Below are 15620 nucleotides of genomic sequence, written 5' to 3' on the forward strand. Positions count from 1 at the left end.
TGATCTACGAATGAAAATTGTTGTTCAACGTGTAAAGTCTGCTGCTGTGACTAATACTTCAATTCATCATGAAATATCACAAGGACTCTGTCTTCTCGTTGGCGTGGGTCAAGGTGATACAATAGCGGATGTAGAAGCGTTAGCTAAAAAAATAGCAAATGCACGTATTTTTGAAGACGAAGCAGGAAAATTAAATTTAAATGTGCAACAAATTGAAGGTGAAGTCTTATCTATTTCGCAATTTACTTTGTATGCAGATGTGAAAAAAGGAAACCGACCTGGATTTTCAAATGCAATGGCACCAGATGAAGCAAACGCATTGTATGAAAAATTTAATGATGCATTGCGCAACTTTAATCTTACTGTCAAAACAGGAGACTTCGGAACTGATATGTTAATTGACATACAAAATGATGGCCCTGTAACGATTATTTATGAAACTGAAAATGGCAAGATTGTATGATGAAGCTGAATCAATGGCTGATACAAAGAAAACTAAATCCTAAACGTGTCTACCTTGCGTTATTAGCGTTATTTGCGCTTGTATTTTTGATTGTTTTGATTGTCTTAACAACTACACAGGATGATGACAAAATTTATTTGGTAGAAAATGCAGAGATTCGTACAGGTCCTAATGCTGGGTATCCAGTTGTATACAATGTACAAAAGGGAGATACGTTTAAAGTGCTATCACGTTCTGGCAAATGGCTTGAAGTGATATCATCTAAAAATCATCAAAAGGGCTGGATTGCTGGCTGGCATACAAATCTTGATATCAAGGAAGATGTCAATCCTGATTTGAAACCATTGAAAAACAAAACTATCGTACTCGATCCGGGACATGGTGGAAAAGATAATGGCGCATCCAGTCAGACTGCTAAAAATTCTCATGAAAAAGATATCACTTTGAAAACAGGATTAGAATTGAAGAAAATGTTAGAAAAAGAAGGCGCAAAAGTAGTAATGACACGTAAAGATGATACGTTTGTAAGCCTGGAAGATCGCAAGGCAAAAGGAGATGCCTTTATTAGTATTCATAATGATGCATTAGCGTCACAAAATGCGAATGGTGCAACCGTTTATTATTTTCATAAAAAACAAGCACCATTAGCGAAAACATTAAATGCTAGTATTCAGAAAAAAGTGTTGCTATCTGATAGGGGTGCAAGACAAGAAGATTACCAAGTCTTACGCCAAACGAAGAAACCAGCTGTACTATTAGAGCTTGGATACATTAGTAATCCGACAGACGAAATATTAATGAACGATCAAAACCATCGTTATATTGTTGAAACAGCCATTGTGGACGGCTTGAAAAATTATTTCCTTTATGAATAACTTGAAAATCTGTCATAAAACAGTTATGATAGTAGATGAAATTTAAAAACCGTATGTATTCTTGACGATATATGATGAGATGTGGCAATTGCCAAAGAGAGTTTATCCTAGGCTGAAAGATAAATCATTGAATCATAATCATCTAACACAAGAAGAGGTACTTTATGAAAATAAAGTCGTGTTGCGCACGTTATCAGCAATAGAGTGGAGATGTGAAATACAGATCACATCTTAATTAGGGTGGCAACACGGCAATTGAACGTCCCTTATATGTGCGAGCATATAAGGGGCGTTTTGTTTTTATTAAAATCCCTAATTGTTGTAATAAATATGTCGATCATCCAAGAAAGTAAGGAGATGTATGAAATGATTAATATCCCACGTGGAACGCAAGATATTTTACCGGAATCTTCCGCAAAATGGCGTTATATCGAATCAAAATTGCATGATTTGATGTCGTGCTACAACTATGAAGAAATTCGAACACCTATTTTTGAAAGTACGGAACTTTTTGCAAGGGGTGTCGGTGATTCTACGGATGTTGTACAAAAAGAAATGTACACTTTTAAAGATAAAGGGGATCGTAGTTTAACATTACGCCCTGAAGGTACAGCGGCTGTTGTACGTAGTTATATCGAAAATAAAATGCAAGGTTTACCAAACCAACCAGTTAAACTTTACTATAATGGTCCAATGTTCCGTTATGAACGTAAACAAAAAGGACGTTATCGTCAGTTTAATCAGTTTGGTGTAGAGGCGATTGGTGCTGAAGACCCAAGTATCGATGCAGAGGTACTTGCATTAGTGATGCACATCTACCAATCATTCGGTTTGAAAAACTTGAAGTTAGTCATTAACAGTATTGGAGATGCAGAATCTCGTGTTGAATATCAACAAGCATTACGAGATCATTTCAAGCCTGTCATTCATAATTACTGTGCAGATTGTCAAAAACGTATCGACACGAACCCAATGCGTATTTTGGACTGTAAAGTAGATCGTAATCAGCCAGAAATGAAAACAGCACCATCTATTACAGATTATTTAAATGACACATCAAAAGCTTATTTTGAGTCAGTCAAAGCACATTTAGACCGACTCTGTATTCCTTATGAAGTGGATCCAAACCTTGTTCGTGGTTTAGATTATTATACACATACAGCATTTGAATTAATGATGGATAGCAAAGATTACGATGGCGCCATTACGACATTATGCGGCGGCGGTCGTTATAATGGTTTATTAGAACTTTTAGACGGACCAAAACAAACAGGTATCGGGTTTGCGTTAAGTATTGAAAGACTTTTACTAGCGCTTGAAGCAGAAGGTATCGAACTACCAGTTGAAAATCACTTAGATTTATTTATTGCGACAATGGGTGAAGCTGCTGATGATTATGCCGTGAAATTACTAAATGATTTACGTCATGCAGGTGTTAAAGTAGATAAAGATTACTTATCACGTAAATTAAAAGGTCAAATGAAACAAGCCGATCGTCTACAAGCGAAATATACGATTGTTATCGGTGATCAAGAATTAGAACAACAGCAAGTCGCAGTGAAAAATATGGAAACAGGTCAGTCAGAGACTTTAAAATTTGAAGAAATCGCAAGTTATATTACTAAAGGAGCTTAAAAAATGACACAAAGAACAACTTATTGTGGATTAGTTACAGAAGAATTACTAGGACAAGAAATTACATTAAAAGGATGGGTACACAATCGACGTGACCTTGGTGGATTAATTTTCGTTGACGTACGTGATAGAGAAGGATATGTACAAGTTGTCTTCAACCCAGACTTTTCAGCTGAAGCACTTGAAGTAGCTGAACGCGTTCGTTCTGAATATGTGGTTGAAGTAACAGGAACAGTCACAAAACGTGATGAAGAAACAGTTAACCCTAAAATCAAAACAGGACAAGTAGAAGTCCAAGCGAAAACATTAAAAATCATCAATAAATCAGAAACACCACCATTCGCATTGAATGAAGAAAACTTAACAGTCGATGAAAATATCCGCTTAAAATATCGTTACTTAGACTTACGACGTGAAAAATTTGCTGAAACATTTAAAATGCGTCATCAAACAACACAAGCAATTCGTCGTTATTTAGATCAAGCAGGTTTCTATGACATTGAAACACCTGTTTTAACTAAATCAACACCTGAAGGCGCACGTGACTATCTTGTACCATCACGTGTACATGATGGTGAATTCTATGCCTTACCACAATCACCACAATTATTTAAACAATTATTAATGATCAGTGGTTTCGACAAATACTACCAAATCGCAAAATGTTTCCGTGATGAAGACTTACGTGCAGACCGCCAACCAGAGTTCACACAAGTCGACATCGAAATGAGTTTCGTCGAGCAAGAAGATGTGATGGCACTAGGTGAAGCAATGTTGAAAGAAGTTGTATCTGAAGTTAAAGGTATTGACTTAACAGAAGCATTCCCACGTATGACTTATGCGGAAGCAATGGAACGCTACGGTAGTGATAAGCCAGATACACGTTTCGGTATGGAATTAATCGATGTATCTGAACTTGGTCATACAATGGACTTCAAAGTATTTAAAGGTGCTGTTGAAGGTGGCGGCCAAGTGAAAGCAATCGTTGTAGAAGATGGTGCAAAAGACTACACACGTAAAGATATCGATGGTTTAACAGAGTTCGTTAATATCTATGGGGCCAAAGGTTTAGCATGGGTGAAAGTTGTAGAAGAAGGCTTAAACGGTCCGATTGCTCGTTTCTTTGAAGAATCACATGTAGCACAATTACAAGAATCAACCGGTGCAAAAGCAGGAGATCTTGTATTATTCGTAGCAGATTCTAAAGACGTTGTCGCACAAAGTTTAGGTGCTTTACGTGTAAAACTTGGTAAAGAACGTGGCTTAGTTGATCCAGAAGCAATGAACTTCTTATGGGTAACAGATTGGCCTTTATTAGAGTATGACGAAGAAGCACATCGCTATGTTGCAGCGCATCACCCGTTCACATCACCAAAACCTGAAGATGTTGAGAAGTTAGAAACAGCACCTGAAACAGCGCAAGCACAAGCTTATGACATTGTGTTAAATGGTTATGAATTAGGTGGCGGATCAATCCGTATTCACGACGGTGAATTACAAGAAAAAATGTTTAAAGCACTTGGATTTACTGAAGAAGCAGCACAAGAACAATTTGGTTTCTTATTAGATGCCTTCAAATTTGGTGCACCGCCACATGGTGGTATCGCATTAGGTTTAGACCGTCTTGTGATGTTACTTGCAGGTCGTACAAACTTACGTGATACAATCGCATTCCCTAAAACAGCATCAGCAACTGATTTATTAACAGATGCGCCAGGTACAGTATCAGAGCGTCAATTAGACGAATTGTCATTACGTATTAAACATTAATCGAAAGTATGCGATATTCGTTTTACTTGCTAAAAATGGATTATGTGTTAATATGAGTATATAAGATAGTCGTCTGAGATGTTCGTAAGTTCGCTTTTTATATTTTGACCTAACACTCTTTGATCAGGGAGTCTAATTGGTTTTCTTGCAGCGCACACGCCTCATTGGAGGACGTGCTAAACAAGAAACAGGACACCCACCTGTATATAGCAGGCCAAAATGATCAAGCACTCATTAACTACGGCATCTACGGATTCTATCGGTACGCAAGACATTATGTCTTGCGTATTTTTTTGTATTTTTACCCGTTAATTCCAACAACAGGAGGGATATCATGACAAAAATTTGTAAAGACGGATTTACAGAATGTCCGTTAAATAAACATAGAGATATTTATAACATAACTTACACACAAAATATTTTATCTGGCCGTTATAAGAATATCATTGTCTGGATTCTTAAGAATGAAAATAAAAGATATACGGATATAAAATCCTTTTTACAAGGCATTTCACAAGGATCGCTTACAAAACAATTAAGAGAATTAGAAGAAGATGGCATCATTCATCGTGAAGTGTTCCCAGAAGTACCACCTAAAGTGGTTTATAGTCTGACTGAAAAAGGAAAAGCACTCATTAAAATAATTGAAATGATGGATGATTTTGGTCAAGCGTTTGGAACAACTTCAGAAGAAATACCATCAGCATTTGAACATTAAAGGTACTAAAAATAGTACTAAGATAATAAAAATTGCCTTATTTTAAAATAACTCATCTTGATATACTATGAGATTATATCAATTTGAGGAGATGTTTTTATGAAATTTGGTATTATTGGTGCCGGTCCGATTGGTGCCACATTGTCACATAAATTACACGGTACAGGGCATGCAGTGAAAGTTGCAGACGTGCGTTCTGTTGATCATTTGAAAAATAAGGACTTCAGTGGACAAGCAGTACCAGTAGAGGAAGTTGTGAAAGATATTGATGTATTGATTCTTTCTTTACCTCTGTTCGTTATCGAAAATTTGAAACCAATTATTGATCAATTAGAGAAAGATGTCATTGTTGTAGACACATCAAACTATTATCCATTCCGTGATCCACAAGTGAAAGAAATTGAAGAGGGGATGCCTGAAAGTGTCTGGGTTTCTAAACAAATTGGTAGAGATGTTGTGAAGGCATTTAACAGTCAATTAGCATATACACTTGCAGAACGAGGCAAAGCAGAACATGAGCCTGGTCGAATTGGAATGGCTGTATCTGGTAATGATGCTGATCAAAAAGCAACAGTGATGCAAATTGTAAATGAAGTCGGCTTTGATCCGGTAGATAACGGTACATTAGAAAATTCTTGGAGACACCATCCAGGGACACCTGCCTATTGTACAGAACTGAGTCAAGGTGACTTGAGAGATGCTTTAGAAAGAGCAGACAAAGATGCAGCGCCCAAACAAAGAGATGAAGTGGGAAAACATTTTAAACCTGGTATGACACATGATGATGTTGTTCAATTAAACAGACAATTATATAAAGGTTAAAATGAAAAGAGATTGTGAAAAAACGTTTAAGATTTGAGCAAAATAGCTTTTCAAATTTTGCCGAAATCGTGGGAGTTCTGCCAAAAATCCTGCTTTTGGAACACTGTTAATCGGATTCCCAGCACATAAATTTATTATGTCGCAGCCAGTTTCTATATGATTCAGCTTTGAGCAAATTATATGAAATTCAATTCCGAATATATTAGTATGAATTTATGATTAATTGGAGGGATTCATATGAGTAAAGTATTTGTATTAGGTGCAAATGGTGGCGTTGGACGCTATTTAGTTCAACAATTAAAAGCACAAAATATTGATTTTACAGCAGGTGTTCGTAAAGAAGAACAAAAAGAGACACTTGAAGCACAAGGGATTCAAGCAACATTAATTGATGTCGAGTCAGATAATGTTGAAGCATTGGCATCAAAATTTGAAGGTTATGATCAAGTGGTCTTTTCAGTTGGTTCAGGTGGCCATACAGGGGCCGACAAAACAATCGCTGTCGATTTAGATGGTGCAGTAAAAGCAATTCATGCAAGTGAGGCAGCAAAAGTAGACCATTTTGTCATGGTATCTACTTGGGATTCACGACGAGAAGCAATTGAAGAAGGTGGCAGCTTACAACCTTATGTGATTGCAAAACATTATGCTGATGATTATTTACGTCGTAGCTCATTAAAAGCAACGATTGTACACCCTGGTATTTTAGCAGATGATCCAGGAACAGGTAAGATTGAAATTGAATCATTATTTGAAAATCCTGATGATATTACTATTCCACGTGAAGACGTGGCAAGCGTACTTTATGAAGTATTAACACAAAGTGAAATTCAAGGAAAAGAATTCCAAATTATCGGTGGCAATCAAGATATTCATGAAGCAATTGCGACACATAAATAAGCAAACTTGTATTTAAGCTAACAGGGGCAAATCGTCCCGTGTTAGCTTTTATAATTAAGTGTTAAAACATTAGTGTTGACATTTGTAATAATTTGATCTAATATACTAATTGTACTGACTGGTAGGTATTTAATTGATTATCATATTTATATAAGACTTTAATATTGACTTATAAAAGCCTTTAAGTTAAAATTATTTTGTACCGACCGGTAGGTTTTGGAAAGTTACATTATTTTGTTTTGAAGGAGGTTAATTGTAATGTCGAAGAATCAAGAGATATTAACAGTGGCACGTAACGTCATTCATTCGAAAGGTTACAATGCTACGTCTATTAGCGATATATTAAATGCCGCTGATATTGGAAAAGGTCAGTTCTACTATTACTTTTCTTCAAAGCGAGATATGGGATTAGCTGTCATCGATGATATTGTTGAAGAATGGACAGAACAACTTTTAAAAAATCGACTTCAAACAAGTGAAAATCCTCAAGAGAATTTGAATGCGATGTTGGATTGGTCATTAAAATACCATGAAGATATGGCGTCAAAAGCAGGATGTCCTGTGGGGAACTTAGCACTTGAAATGAGTGAACACGATGAAGTTTTTAGAGAAAAAATAGAAGCTTTCATTGATAAATGGATACAGTCAATTAAAGAAAATTTAGATGCTTTATCTGAGCAAGAACATATAAAAAGCTTTGATACTGAAAAACAAGCACAGTCTATTTTTTCAACAATTGAAGGTGCGATTATGTTGATGAAAGTAAAACAAGATACACAATATTTGAAAAATGCTATTGATACAATTAAATGGCAATATCAATTAACGTGATAAGCATATCACGTAATTGTTTACCTTAATTGTACCGACTGGTAGGTAAATACTAATTTCAAATGATAAATAGGAGGCTTGATAAAATGACAGAGCAAGTAAGATATGATGTAGCAATTTTAGGAGCAGGACCAGCAGGAATGACTGCAGCTGTTTATGCTTCACGTGCCAATTTGAATACAGTCATGATTGAACGAGGCATGCCAGGTGGACAAATGGTGAATACAGAAGAAGTTGAAAATTTCCCTGGCTTTGAAATGATTTCAGGACCAGACCTTTCCAATAAAATGTTCGACCATGCGAAAAAGTTCGGTGCAGATTATCAATATGGAGATATTCACGGTATTGAGGATAAAGGCGATTACAAAGTGATTGACTTGGGATCTAGCAAAGTTGAAGCTAAGGCTGTGATTATCGCGACAGGTGCTGTGCATAAGAAAATGGGTGTTCCACATGAAGAAGCACTTGGTGGACGTGGTGTAAGCTATTGTGCTGTATGTGATGGCGCATTCTTTAAAAATAGACATGTATATGTGATTGGTGGTGGTGATTCTGCAATTGAGGAAGGCACATATTTAACAAAATTTGCAGATAAAGTAACCATTGTGCATCGTCGTGATGAATTACGTGCACAAAAGATCCTTCAAGACCGTGCATTTAAAAATGAAAAAATCGACTTCATTTGGAATCATACTTTAAAATCTGTAAATGCAATTGATGGTAAAGTTGGCTCATTAACACTTGTTTCAACAGTTGACGCATCAGAACAGACTGTCGATGCTGATGGCTTGTTCATTTATATTGGAACAAAACCTAACACAGAAGCTTTTGTAGACTTAGGTATCACAAATGAAATGGGCTATATTGTTGCCAATGATGATATGAGTACAAATATTAAAGGGATATTTGTTGCTGGTGATGTACGTGAAAAAGGACTACGTCAAATTGTGACAGCCACTGGTGACGGTAGTATTGCGGCACAAAGTGCTATCTCATATATCGAAGCATTAAATGATCAAAAAGAGCATGTAACGGTTTAATGAGAAAAATAATATATAATTTGTACCAACTGGTCAGTTTATAAATGAAAATTAAAGGAGTTTTGACAATGTTACAAAATGATAGTTTATATAAGAAATCTGATTTTAGAAGATTAGCTGAGATGAGTAAACTTTCATCTGAATCATACAGAAAGTTTACAGAATTTGATAAGCAGGCATTATCAGAAGGGGAACTCAGTGAAAAATTGAAGGAAGCAATTGCCGTTGCTGTGGCGCATACAACAGGTTGTCCACACTGTATTGATAATCATGTCAAAGCGTTTAAAAAATTAGGTGGTGCTAAAGAAGAAATGGCAGAGGTCATCATGGTAGCAACAGCATTAAAAGCAGGTTCAGCGATGGCACATAGTGTTAATGCGCTAAATGCATATGATGAAATAGAAGATGATGAACTGTATAGAGCATCATATTTCAATAGACTAAAAGAAATGGGTCAATTAGATGGTGAACGTTTTAAAGCATTTGCGCAATTTGATCAACAAGCGATGAAAGCAGGGTTATTTACTGCAAAAGAAAAAGAATTGATGGCAATTGCGGTCGCACATACAACAGGTTGTCCTTATTGCATTGATATTCATACAAAAGCAGCAAAAAAAGCGCAAGCAACGAAAGAAGAAGTCGCTGAAGCAATCATTGTGGCAACAGCATTAAAAGCAGGTTCAGCATTATCACATAGCGTCAATGCTTTAAATGCATATGATCACTAGTACGCCAAAATCAAAAATAAAAATATGATATATAACTAAAGGAGAGAGAATCATGGCAACTGTAACAGTCACTGAAAAAACATTTAATGAAACAATTGAAAAAGGTATCACACTTATCGATTTTTGGGCGACATGGTGTCCACCTTGTCAAATGCAATCACCAGTCTTAGAAGAATTGAGCAATGATTTAGAAGGTAAAGTAACAATTGGAAAAGTAGATGTTGATCAAGAACAAAACTTAGCAGCTCAATATCAAATTCAAAGCATCCCGACATTGTTGATTTTTAAAGATGGTCAATTAGTACAAAGTTTAGTAAGATTTAATCCAAAATCAAACTTAGAAAATGTGTTAGCACAATATATGTAGTAAACTAAAAAGACTAAAAAAGGAGTTGTAAACAATGGAAAAAGTGATTAATTACAATGATTTGATGAATAAAATTGATAAAAAAGATAAACTATTATTATATGTTATGTCAGAAGGATGCAGCGTTTGTCATGCTGATTTTCCAAGAGTAGATGCATTGGCCAAAAAACATGAAATGGAAAGTGTACAAATCATGGTAAATGAAATTCCAGAAGCTGCTGGACAATTATCACTGTTTACAGCTCCTGTTGTAATACTATTCTACAAAAGTAAAGAAATGCATCGACAAGCAAGAATTATTAACTTTGAAGAGTTAGAACAACGCATCGTTGAACTAAAAACATTTGAAAATAATTCATATGAATCTATCTTTTCAAAAAAACAATAAACTAAATGAATTCATATACGTATCCAATCATTGAAAATAAAATATTTTGTAATGGACTGTGTCATGACGCAGTCCATTTTTAATTATGTTTCAGATAAATGGTGATAGAAAATTAGTATCTTTACGATAAAAATCTCTTTATTAAGTCGATATGCCTTTTTAACTACAATTTATTTATATTCGATAATAAAGAAAATATCGGGTATTTATAATTTTTAAGGTAATTATTAAAAACTTCTAATAATTTGTTGACGAAATTATCAGACTAATATAATAATTGTAAATAAATAGACACAAAATAAAGGGGGAATTTTATGAATAAACGATGGCGTTCTATTTCTATATTGTTTATTTGTCTAGTTTTTGTTTTGGCAGCATGTGGCAAAGGGGATTCAAATTCGGGGGACAACAAAAGCAAAACCGAAAAAAGTGATGCTAAAGGGGGCACACTAAATGTCGGTATTGCAGAACCACCACAAGGGGACTTCCAAAGTATTTTTGCAGGTTCGAAAGGTGACGATGACGTCATCAATTTTTTCAACGATTCTTTAGTTGATTTTGATGACGAATTAAATATCAAACCTAAAATTATATCTTGGGAGCAAAAGAAGGATGACAAGCTTACATATACATTCAAGATGAAAAAAGGTATTAAATGGCAAGATGGCAATCCTTTAACAATTAACGACTGGATTTTTACTCTAGAAACATTAGCTGATCCTGACTATGATGGACCACGCTATGACTACGTAGAAGGTGTTAAAGGTGCGGAAGCAAAGCGTAAAGGTGAAGCTGATACAATTGAAGGCATCAAAAAAATTGATGACTACACAATGGAATTAACATTTAAAGAAAATAAAGCAAACAACTTATTAAATCTTTGGACAAGTGCAGTGATTAGTGAAAAGATTTTCAAAGATATTCCAGTAAAAGATATGGCAAAATCACCAGAAGTTCGTAAAAATCCAATCGGTATTGGACCTTACAAAGTAAAAAGTATTGTAGACGGTGAATCAGTAACATTAGAAAAATTTGATGACTATTGGCAAGGTGAACCAAAACTTGATAAAGTCAACCTTCGTGTAGTTGAACAAACATCTATGGCACAAGCATTAGAAAGTGGCGAAATTGATATGTCTACTTTATCACCACCCGTTGCGAAAGAAATCAGTGATAATGGGGCAGAAAATCTTTCATTATTAAAAGCACCATCTACATCTTATACGATTGTCGGTTTTGTATTGAATGACTATGATAAAAAAACACAAACAATTGGAAAGGAACGTCCAAAGTATCAAGATAAAAAGTTACGTCAAGCTATGGCACATGCGATTAACCGTAAAGAATGGATTGAAGCTTTCTATTACGGCTATGGTAAACCATTAAGCGGCTTAATCCCATCAGCTCACTGGAGTGGTGCAGGCAAAGATGACGTACACACTTATGAATATGATGTGAAAAAAGCGGAGAAACTATTAGATGAAGCAGGTTACAAAGATAAAGATGGTGATGGTTGGAGAGAAGATAAAGATGGTAAACCATTCGTAATCAACTTGAAGCACTATGCCGGCTCTAACCCAACATTTGAACCACGTACGGCAGCACTTAAAGGTTATTGGGAAAAAGTTGGATTGAAAACAAAAACAGAAATGGTTGAGTTCGGTAAGTTCGGTGAAGACCTAGAAAATGCTGAAAAAGATATGGAAGTTTATGTAAGAACTTGGGTACAAGGTGCAGATCCAGATCTATCTGGCTTATACAAATCTAATGCGTTATGGAATGAATCACGTTACAACAATGAAAAAGCTGATAAATTGCTTGAAGATGCAGTTGACGGTGACGTTGTAGGTGAAGATAAAGATAAACGTAAAGAGAAATATCTCGAATGGCAAAAGACAATGGCAGAAGACGTACCTGTTATTCCTATTGTTGAACTTGAAGATGTAACAGCTGTAAGTAGCAAAGTGAAAAACTTTGAAGTATCTCTTAGAGGAACAAACCCAATTTATGAATGGACTGTTGAAGAATAAGGCTTAGATGAAAGATGTTTAAAGGATTGGGCAATCGTACTGCTCAATCCTTTATTTTCGCTAACAACACAATAAAAAGGGGATAGGGGGCACTTTTATGAAAGATAAAGAACTTTTAAAAGTGAAAGACTTATGTGCAGGTTTTGAAATCAATGGCAAGCGATACAATGCAATTTCAAATATTAACTTAACAATTAATAAGGGAGAGGTCATGGGCATTGTAGGTGAGTCAGGATCAGGAAAATCTGTACTTAGCATGTCAATTATGCGTTTGTTACCTGATAAAATTGGTGAAATTCATAGCGGTGAAGTACATTTCAAGCAGAATCGAATTGATAACCTTTCAATGAATGATTTTAACAAAATACGTGGGAATGAGTTGGCAATGATCTTCCAAGAGCCAATGACATCACTCAATCCTGTATTCACGATTGGAAACCAAATGGTTGAAATGATGGTCAATCATCTTGATGTAAATAAGTCACAAGCAAAAGAACGTGCAATTACATTATTGAAACAAGTAGGGATTCCACGTGCTGATGAAGTTGTTAATTCTTATCCACATCAACTTTCTGGTGGAATGCGTCAGCGTGTCATGATTGCGATGGCAATCTCATGCTCACCAGAGTTACTGATCGCTGATGAACCGACAACAGCACTCGATGTGACCGTACAAGCGCAAATATTAGAACTTTTAAAGTTTATTCAACAAGATAATGATATGGGGATTATATTCATCTCGCATGATCTTGGCGTCATATCCGAAGTGTGTGATAACGTCGCTGTGATGTATGCTGGAGAAATTGTCGAACGTGCGAGAGTAGAAGATATTTTTAATGAACCGAAACATCCATATACGAGATTGTTGATTAACGCAATTCCACGTTTGGACATCAAACAAGAACGATTGGAAACAATTGAAGGAACGGTACCTGGACTCGATGAACTTCCAGAAGTAGGCTGTAAGTTTGCGAATCGATGTCCACATGCAATGCCAGCCTGTACTCAACAAAATCTCAGAACTATCCATATTAATGAAACACACCGTGTCTCGTGTCATTTATTTGACGAAACTGTAATGGCAGAAGGGGGTCCAACACATGTCGAATAATTCAATTTTAGAAGTGAAAAATTTAAAGCAATACTATCCGATTAAAGGAGGGGTCTTTAAACGTAAAGTCGGAGAAGTAAAAGCGGTAGATGTCATTTCTTTCACTGTTAAAGAAGGGCAAACAGTAGGCCTTGTAGGTGAATCTGGATGTGGTAAATCATCTGCTGGACGTACAATTTTACGTTTACAAGATGTCACTTCAGGTGAAATCCACTTCTGCAACCAAGACATTACGCATTTAAAAGGAAAAGCACTTCGTGAAGCCCGTAAAGGATTTCAAATGGTGTTCCAAGATCCGTATGCATCTCTCAATCCAATGCAAATGGTGGGCGACATTGTTGGGGAACCGATTCGGAATTATTATAAAAAGTCTCAAAAAGAAATTGAGAGCGAAGTAAAAGATTTATTAAGACGTGTCGGTTTAAATGAACAATCTTACTACAAATATGCACATGAGTTTTCTGGCGGTCAAAGGCAACGTGTCGGCATTGCAAGAGCACTTGCTTTAAAACCAAAACTGATTATTGCTGACGAACCAGTAAGTGCACTCGATGTATCCGTTCAATCTCAAGTGTTAAATATTATGGACGAACTCCAAGAAGAATTTGGATTAAGCTACTTGTTTATTGCACATGATTTAAGTGTTGTAAAACATGTGAGTGATTATATCTGTGTGATGTATTTAGGACATATTGTCGAACAAGGGCCTGCCGAAGCGATTTACAATCGGCCACAGCATCCTTATACACAATCTCTCATCTCAGCTATTCCAGAAATTCGTCCAGGTGAAAAGAAAGAGAGAATCTTGTTACATGGGGATCTTCCTTCACCGAGTGATCCACCAAAAGGTTGCCCGTTCCATACAAGATGTCCAGTAGCAAAAGAAGAATGTCGCACACAAAAGCCGGACTATCGACGTGTTGAACAAGATCACTATGCAGCGTGTATTCTGTTAGAAGAAGAGGTGTTTCCGCAATGACAACATTAATTATTAGACGTTTTTTACTTATGATTCCATTACTGATTGGCATGTCAATTGTTATCTTTATGCTTGCGAAGCTTCAGCCGGGTGATGCTTTTACCGGTCAAATGGATCCAAATGTAAGTGCAAGCTATTATGAAGAGCAGCGTGAAAAACTCGGACTCAATGATTCTATCCCTCAACAATATATGACGTGGGGTAAAAATGTACTTCAAGGGGAACTCGGTGACTCAATTCGTTATAAACGCCCTGTCATTGATTTAATTGAAGAACGAATGCCGAATACGATTTTATTAGGTGTCATCAGTATCGTGATTACATACCTTATCTCATTTCCACTGGGTATATTGTCAGGTCGCAAACCGTATAGTCCCATCGATTACAGTATTCAATTTATCAATTATTTAATGTTAGCCATTCCTTCATTCGTTGCTGGTGTGTTCGCAATTTATGTTTTTGCTTTCCAACTTGGCTGGTTCCCATTCTCAGGATCTGTTGCGATTGGCCTCGAAAGTGGTACGTTTGAGTATTACATGAGTAAACTATATCACTCCATCTTACCGGGAACAGTTCTTGGGTTATTATCAACCGCTAGTTATGTACAATTTTTGAGAAATGACATTATCGAAAATTCACGAAGAGATTATGTCAGAACTGCACGTTCAAAAGGTTTATCAGAATCGACGATTTATAATAAACATATACTTCGAAATTCAATTATCCCAATCGTTACATTCTTCGGGGCTGATGTATTATCTGTCTTTGGTGGTGCAGTGATTACTGAAACGATCTTCTCATATCCAGGCATTGGTAAGTTATTAATTGATTCAATTAGTGGGAAAGATTATCCACTCATGATGGCACTTCTCCTATTTTTCTCATTTTTAGGTTTATTAGCAAATCTGATTTCGGATATCGCATACAGTATTGTGGATCCACGAATCAAGAGTAATTAGGAGG

General features: G+C 36.1%; 16 protein-coding genes and 1 other RNA gene. All 17 read left to right on the forward strand.

Annotated features, from left to right (window positions below; translation table 11 throughout):
• Positions 1–10: 10 nt before the first annotated feature.
• The 17 genes from dtd (at position 11) to opp4B (ending at position 15616) form a co-directional block, all read left to right on the forward strand.
• The gene (gene dtd, locus C7J88_RS01790) at positions 11–463 is read left to right on the forward strand and encodes a D-aminoacyl-tRNA deacylase (protein WP_095116617.1); all 453 of its coding nucleotides are present in this window, start codon (positions 11–13) and stop codon (positions 461–463) included.
• Positions 460–1338 carry an N-acetylmuramoyl-L-alanine amidase family protein gene (locus C7J88_RS01795; RefSeq protein WP_095116619.1) on the forward strand — a complete coding sequence of 293 codons (879 nt, stop codon included), beginning with the start codon at positions 460–462 and terminating at the stop codon, positions 1336–1338. Before dtd ends, C7J88_RS01795 begins: the two co-directional genes overlap by 4 nt.
• Before the next feature lie 366 nt (positions 1339–1704).
• A complete protein-coding gene (gene hisS / locus C7J88_RS01800) occupies positions 1705–2973 on the forward strand; it encodes a histidine--tRNA ligase (RefSeq protein WP_095116621.1) in 1269 nt (422 codons plus the stop codon).
• 3 nt (positions 2974–2976) lie between these two features.
• Positions 2977–4743 (forward strand): aspartate--tRNA ligase, encoded by a 1767-nt coding sequence (gene aspS, locus C7J88_RS01805; protein ID WP_095116623.1) that lies wholly within the window; start codon positions 2977–2979, stop codon positions 4741–4743.
• 67 nt (positions 4744–4810) lie between these two features.
• Positions 4811–5003: non-coding RNA, 6S RNA (gene ssrS / locus C7J88_RS01810), on the forward strand.
• A 74-nt stretch (positions 5004–5077) separates the two neighbouring features.
• Positions 5078–5461, forward strand: coding sequence for a winged helix-turn-helix transcriptional regulator (locus C7J88_RS01815; protein WP_095116625.1), 384 nt, complete (start codon positions 5078–5080; stop codon positions 5459–5461).
• A 99-nt stretch (positions 5462–5560) separates the two neighbouring features.
• Positions 5561–6283 (forward strand): NADPH-dependent F420 reductase, encoded by a 723-nt coding sequence (locus tag C7J88_RS01820; RefSeq protein WP_095116627.1) that lies wholly within the window; start codon positions 5561–5563, stop codon positions 6281–6283.
• Positions 6284–6520: 237 nt separating this feature from the next.
• Positions 6521–7183 carry an SDR family oxidoreductase gene (locus C7J88_RS01825; RefSeq protein ID WP_095116629.1) on the forward strand — a complete coding sequence of 221 codons (663 nt, stop codon included), beginning with the start codon at positions 6521–6523 and terminating at the stop codon, positions 7181–7183.
• Positions 7184–7441: 258 nt separating this feature from the next.
• Complete coding sequence (locus C7J88_RS01830; protein ID WP_095116631.1) at positions 7442–8014, forward strand: TetR/AcrR family transcriptional regulator; 573 nt, start codon at positions 7442–7444, stop codon at positions 8012–8014.
• A gap of 62 nt (positions 8015–8076) precedes the next feature.
• Positions 8077–9054, forward strand: a complete 978-nt coding sequence (gene trxB, locus C7J88_RS01835; RefSeq protein WP_095116633.1) for a thioredoxin-disulfide reductase — start codon at positions 8077–8079, stop codon at positions 9052–9054.
• 68 nt (positions 9055–9122) lie between these two features.
• Entirely contained in the window at positions 9123–9782 is a 660-nt protein-coding gene (locus C7J88_RS01840; protein WP_095116635.1) for a carboxymuconolactone decarboxylase family protein, read from the forward strand.
• 52 nt (positions 9783–9834) lie between these two features.
• A complete protein-coding gene (gene trxA, locus C7J88_RS01845; RefSeq protein WP_095116637.1) occupies positions 9835–10149 on the forward strand; it encodes a thioredoxin in 315 nt (104 codons plus the stop codon).
• Between the two features lie 34 nt (positions 10150–10183).
• The gene (locus tag C7J88_RS01850; protein ID WP_095116639.1) at positions 10184–10537 is read left to right on the forward strand and encodes a thioredoxin family protein; all 354 of its coding nucleotides are present in this window, start codon (positions 10184–10186) and stop codon (positions 10535–10537) included.
• A 314-nt stretch (positions 10538–10851) separates the two neighbouring features.
• Entirely contained in the window at positions 10852–12567 is a 1716-nt protein-coding gene (gene opp4A, locus C7J88_RS01855; protein ID WP_095116641.1) for an oligopeptide ABC transporter substrate-binding protein, read from the forward strand.
• 97 nt (positions 12568–12664) lie between these two features.
• Positions 12665–13678, forward strand: a complete 1014-nt coding sequence (locus C7J88_RS01860) for an ABC transporter ATP-binding protein (protein WP_095116643.1) — start codon at positions 12665–12667, stop codon at positions 13676–13678.
• Complete coding sequence (locus C7J88_RS01865; protein WP_095116645.1) at positions 13668–14657, forward strand: ABC transporter ATP-binding protein; 990 nt, start codon at positions 13668–13670, stop codon at positions 14655–14657. Before C7J88_RS01860 ends, C7J88_RS01865 begins: the two co-directional genes overlap by 11 nt.
• The gene (gene opp4B / locus C7J88_RS01870) at positions 14654–15616 is read left to right on the forward strand and encodes an oligopeptide ABC transporter permease (protein WP_095116647.1); all 963 of its coding nucleotides are present in this window, start codon (positions 14654–14656) and stop codon (positions 15614–15616) included. Before C7J88_RS01865 ends, opp4B begins: the two co-directional genes overlap by 4 nt.
• Positions 15617–15620 lie beyond the last annotated feature (4 nt).

It is taken from the genome of Staphylococcus muscae (assembly GCF_003019275.1).
Classification (GTDB): domain Bacteria; phylum Bacillota; class Bacilli; order Staphylococcales; family Staphylococcaceae; genus Staphylococcus; species Staphylococcus muscae.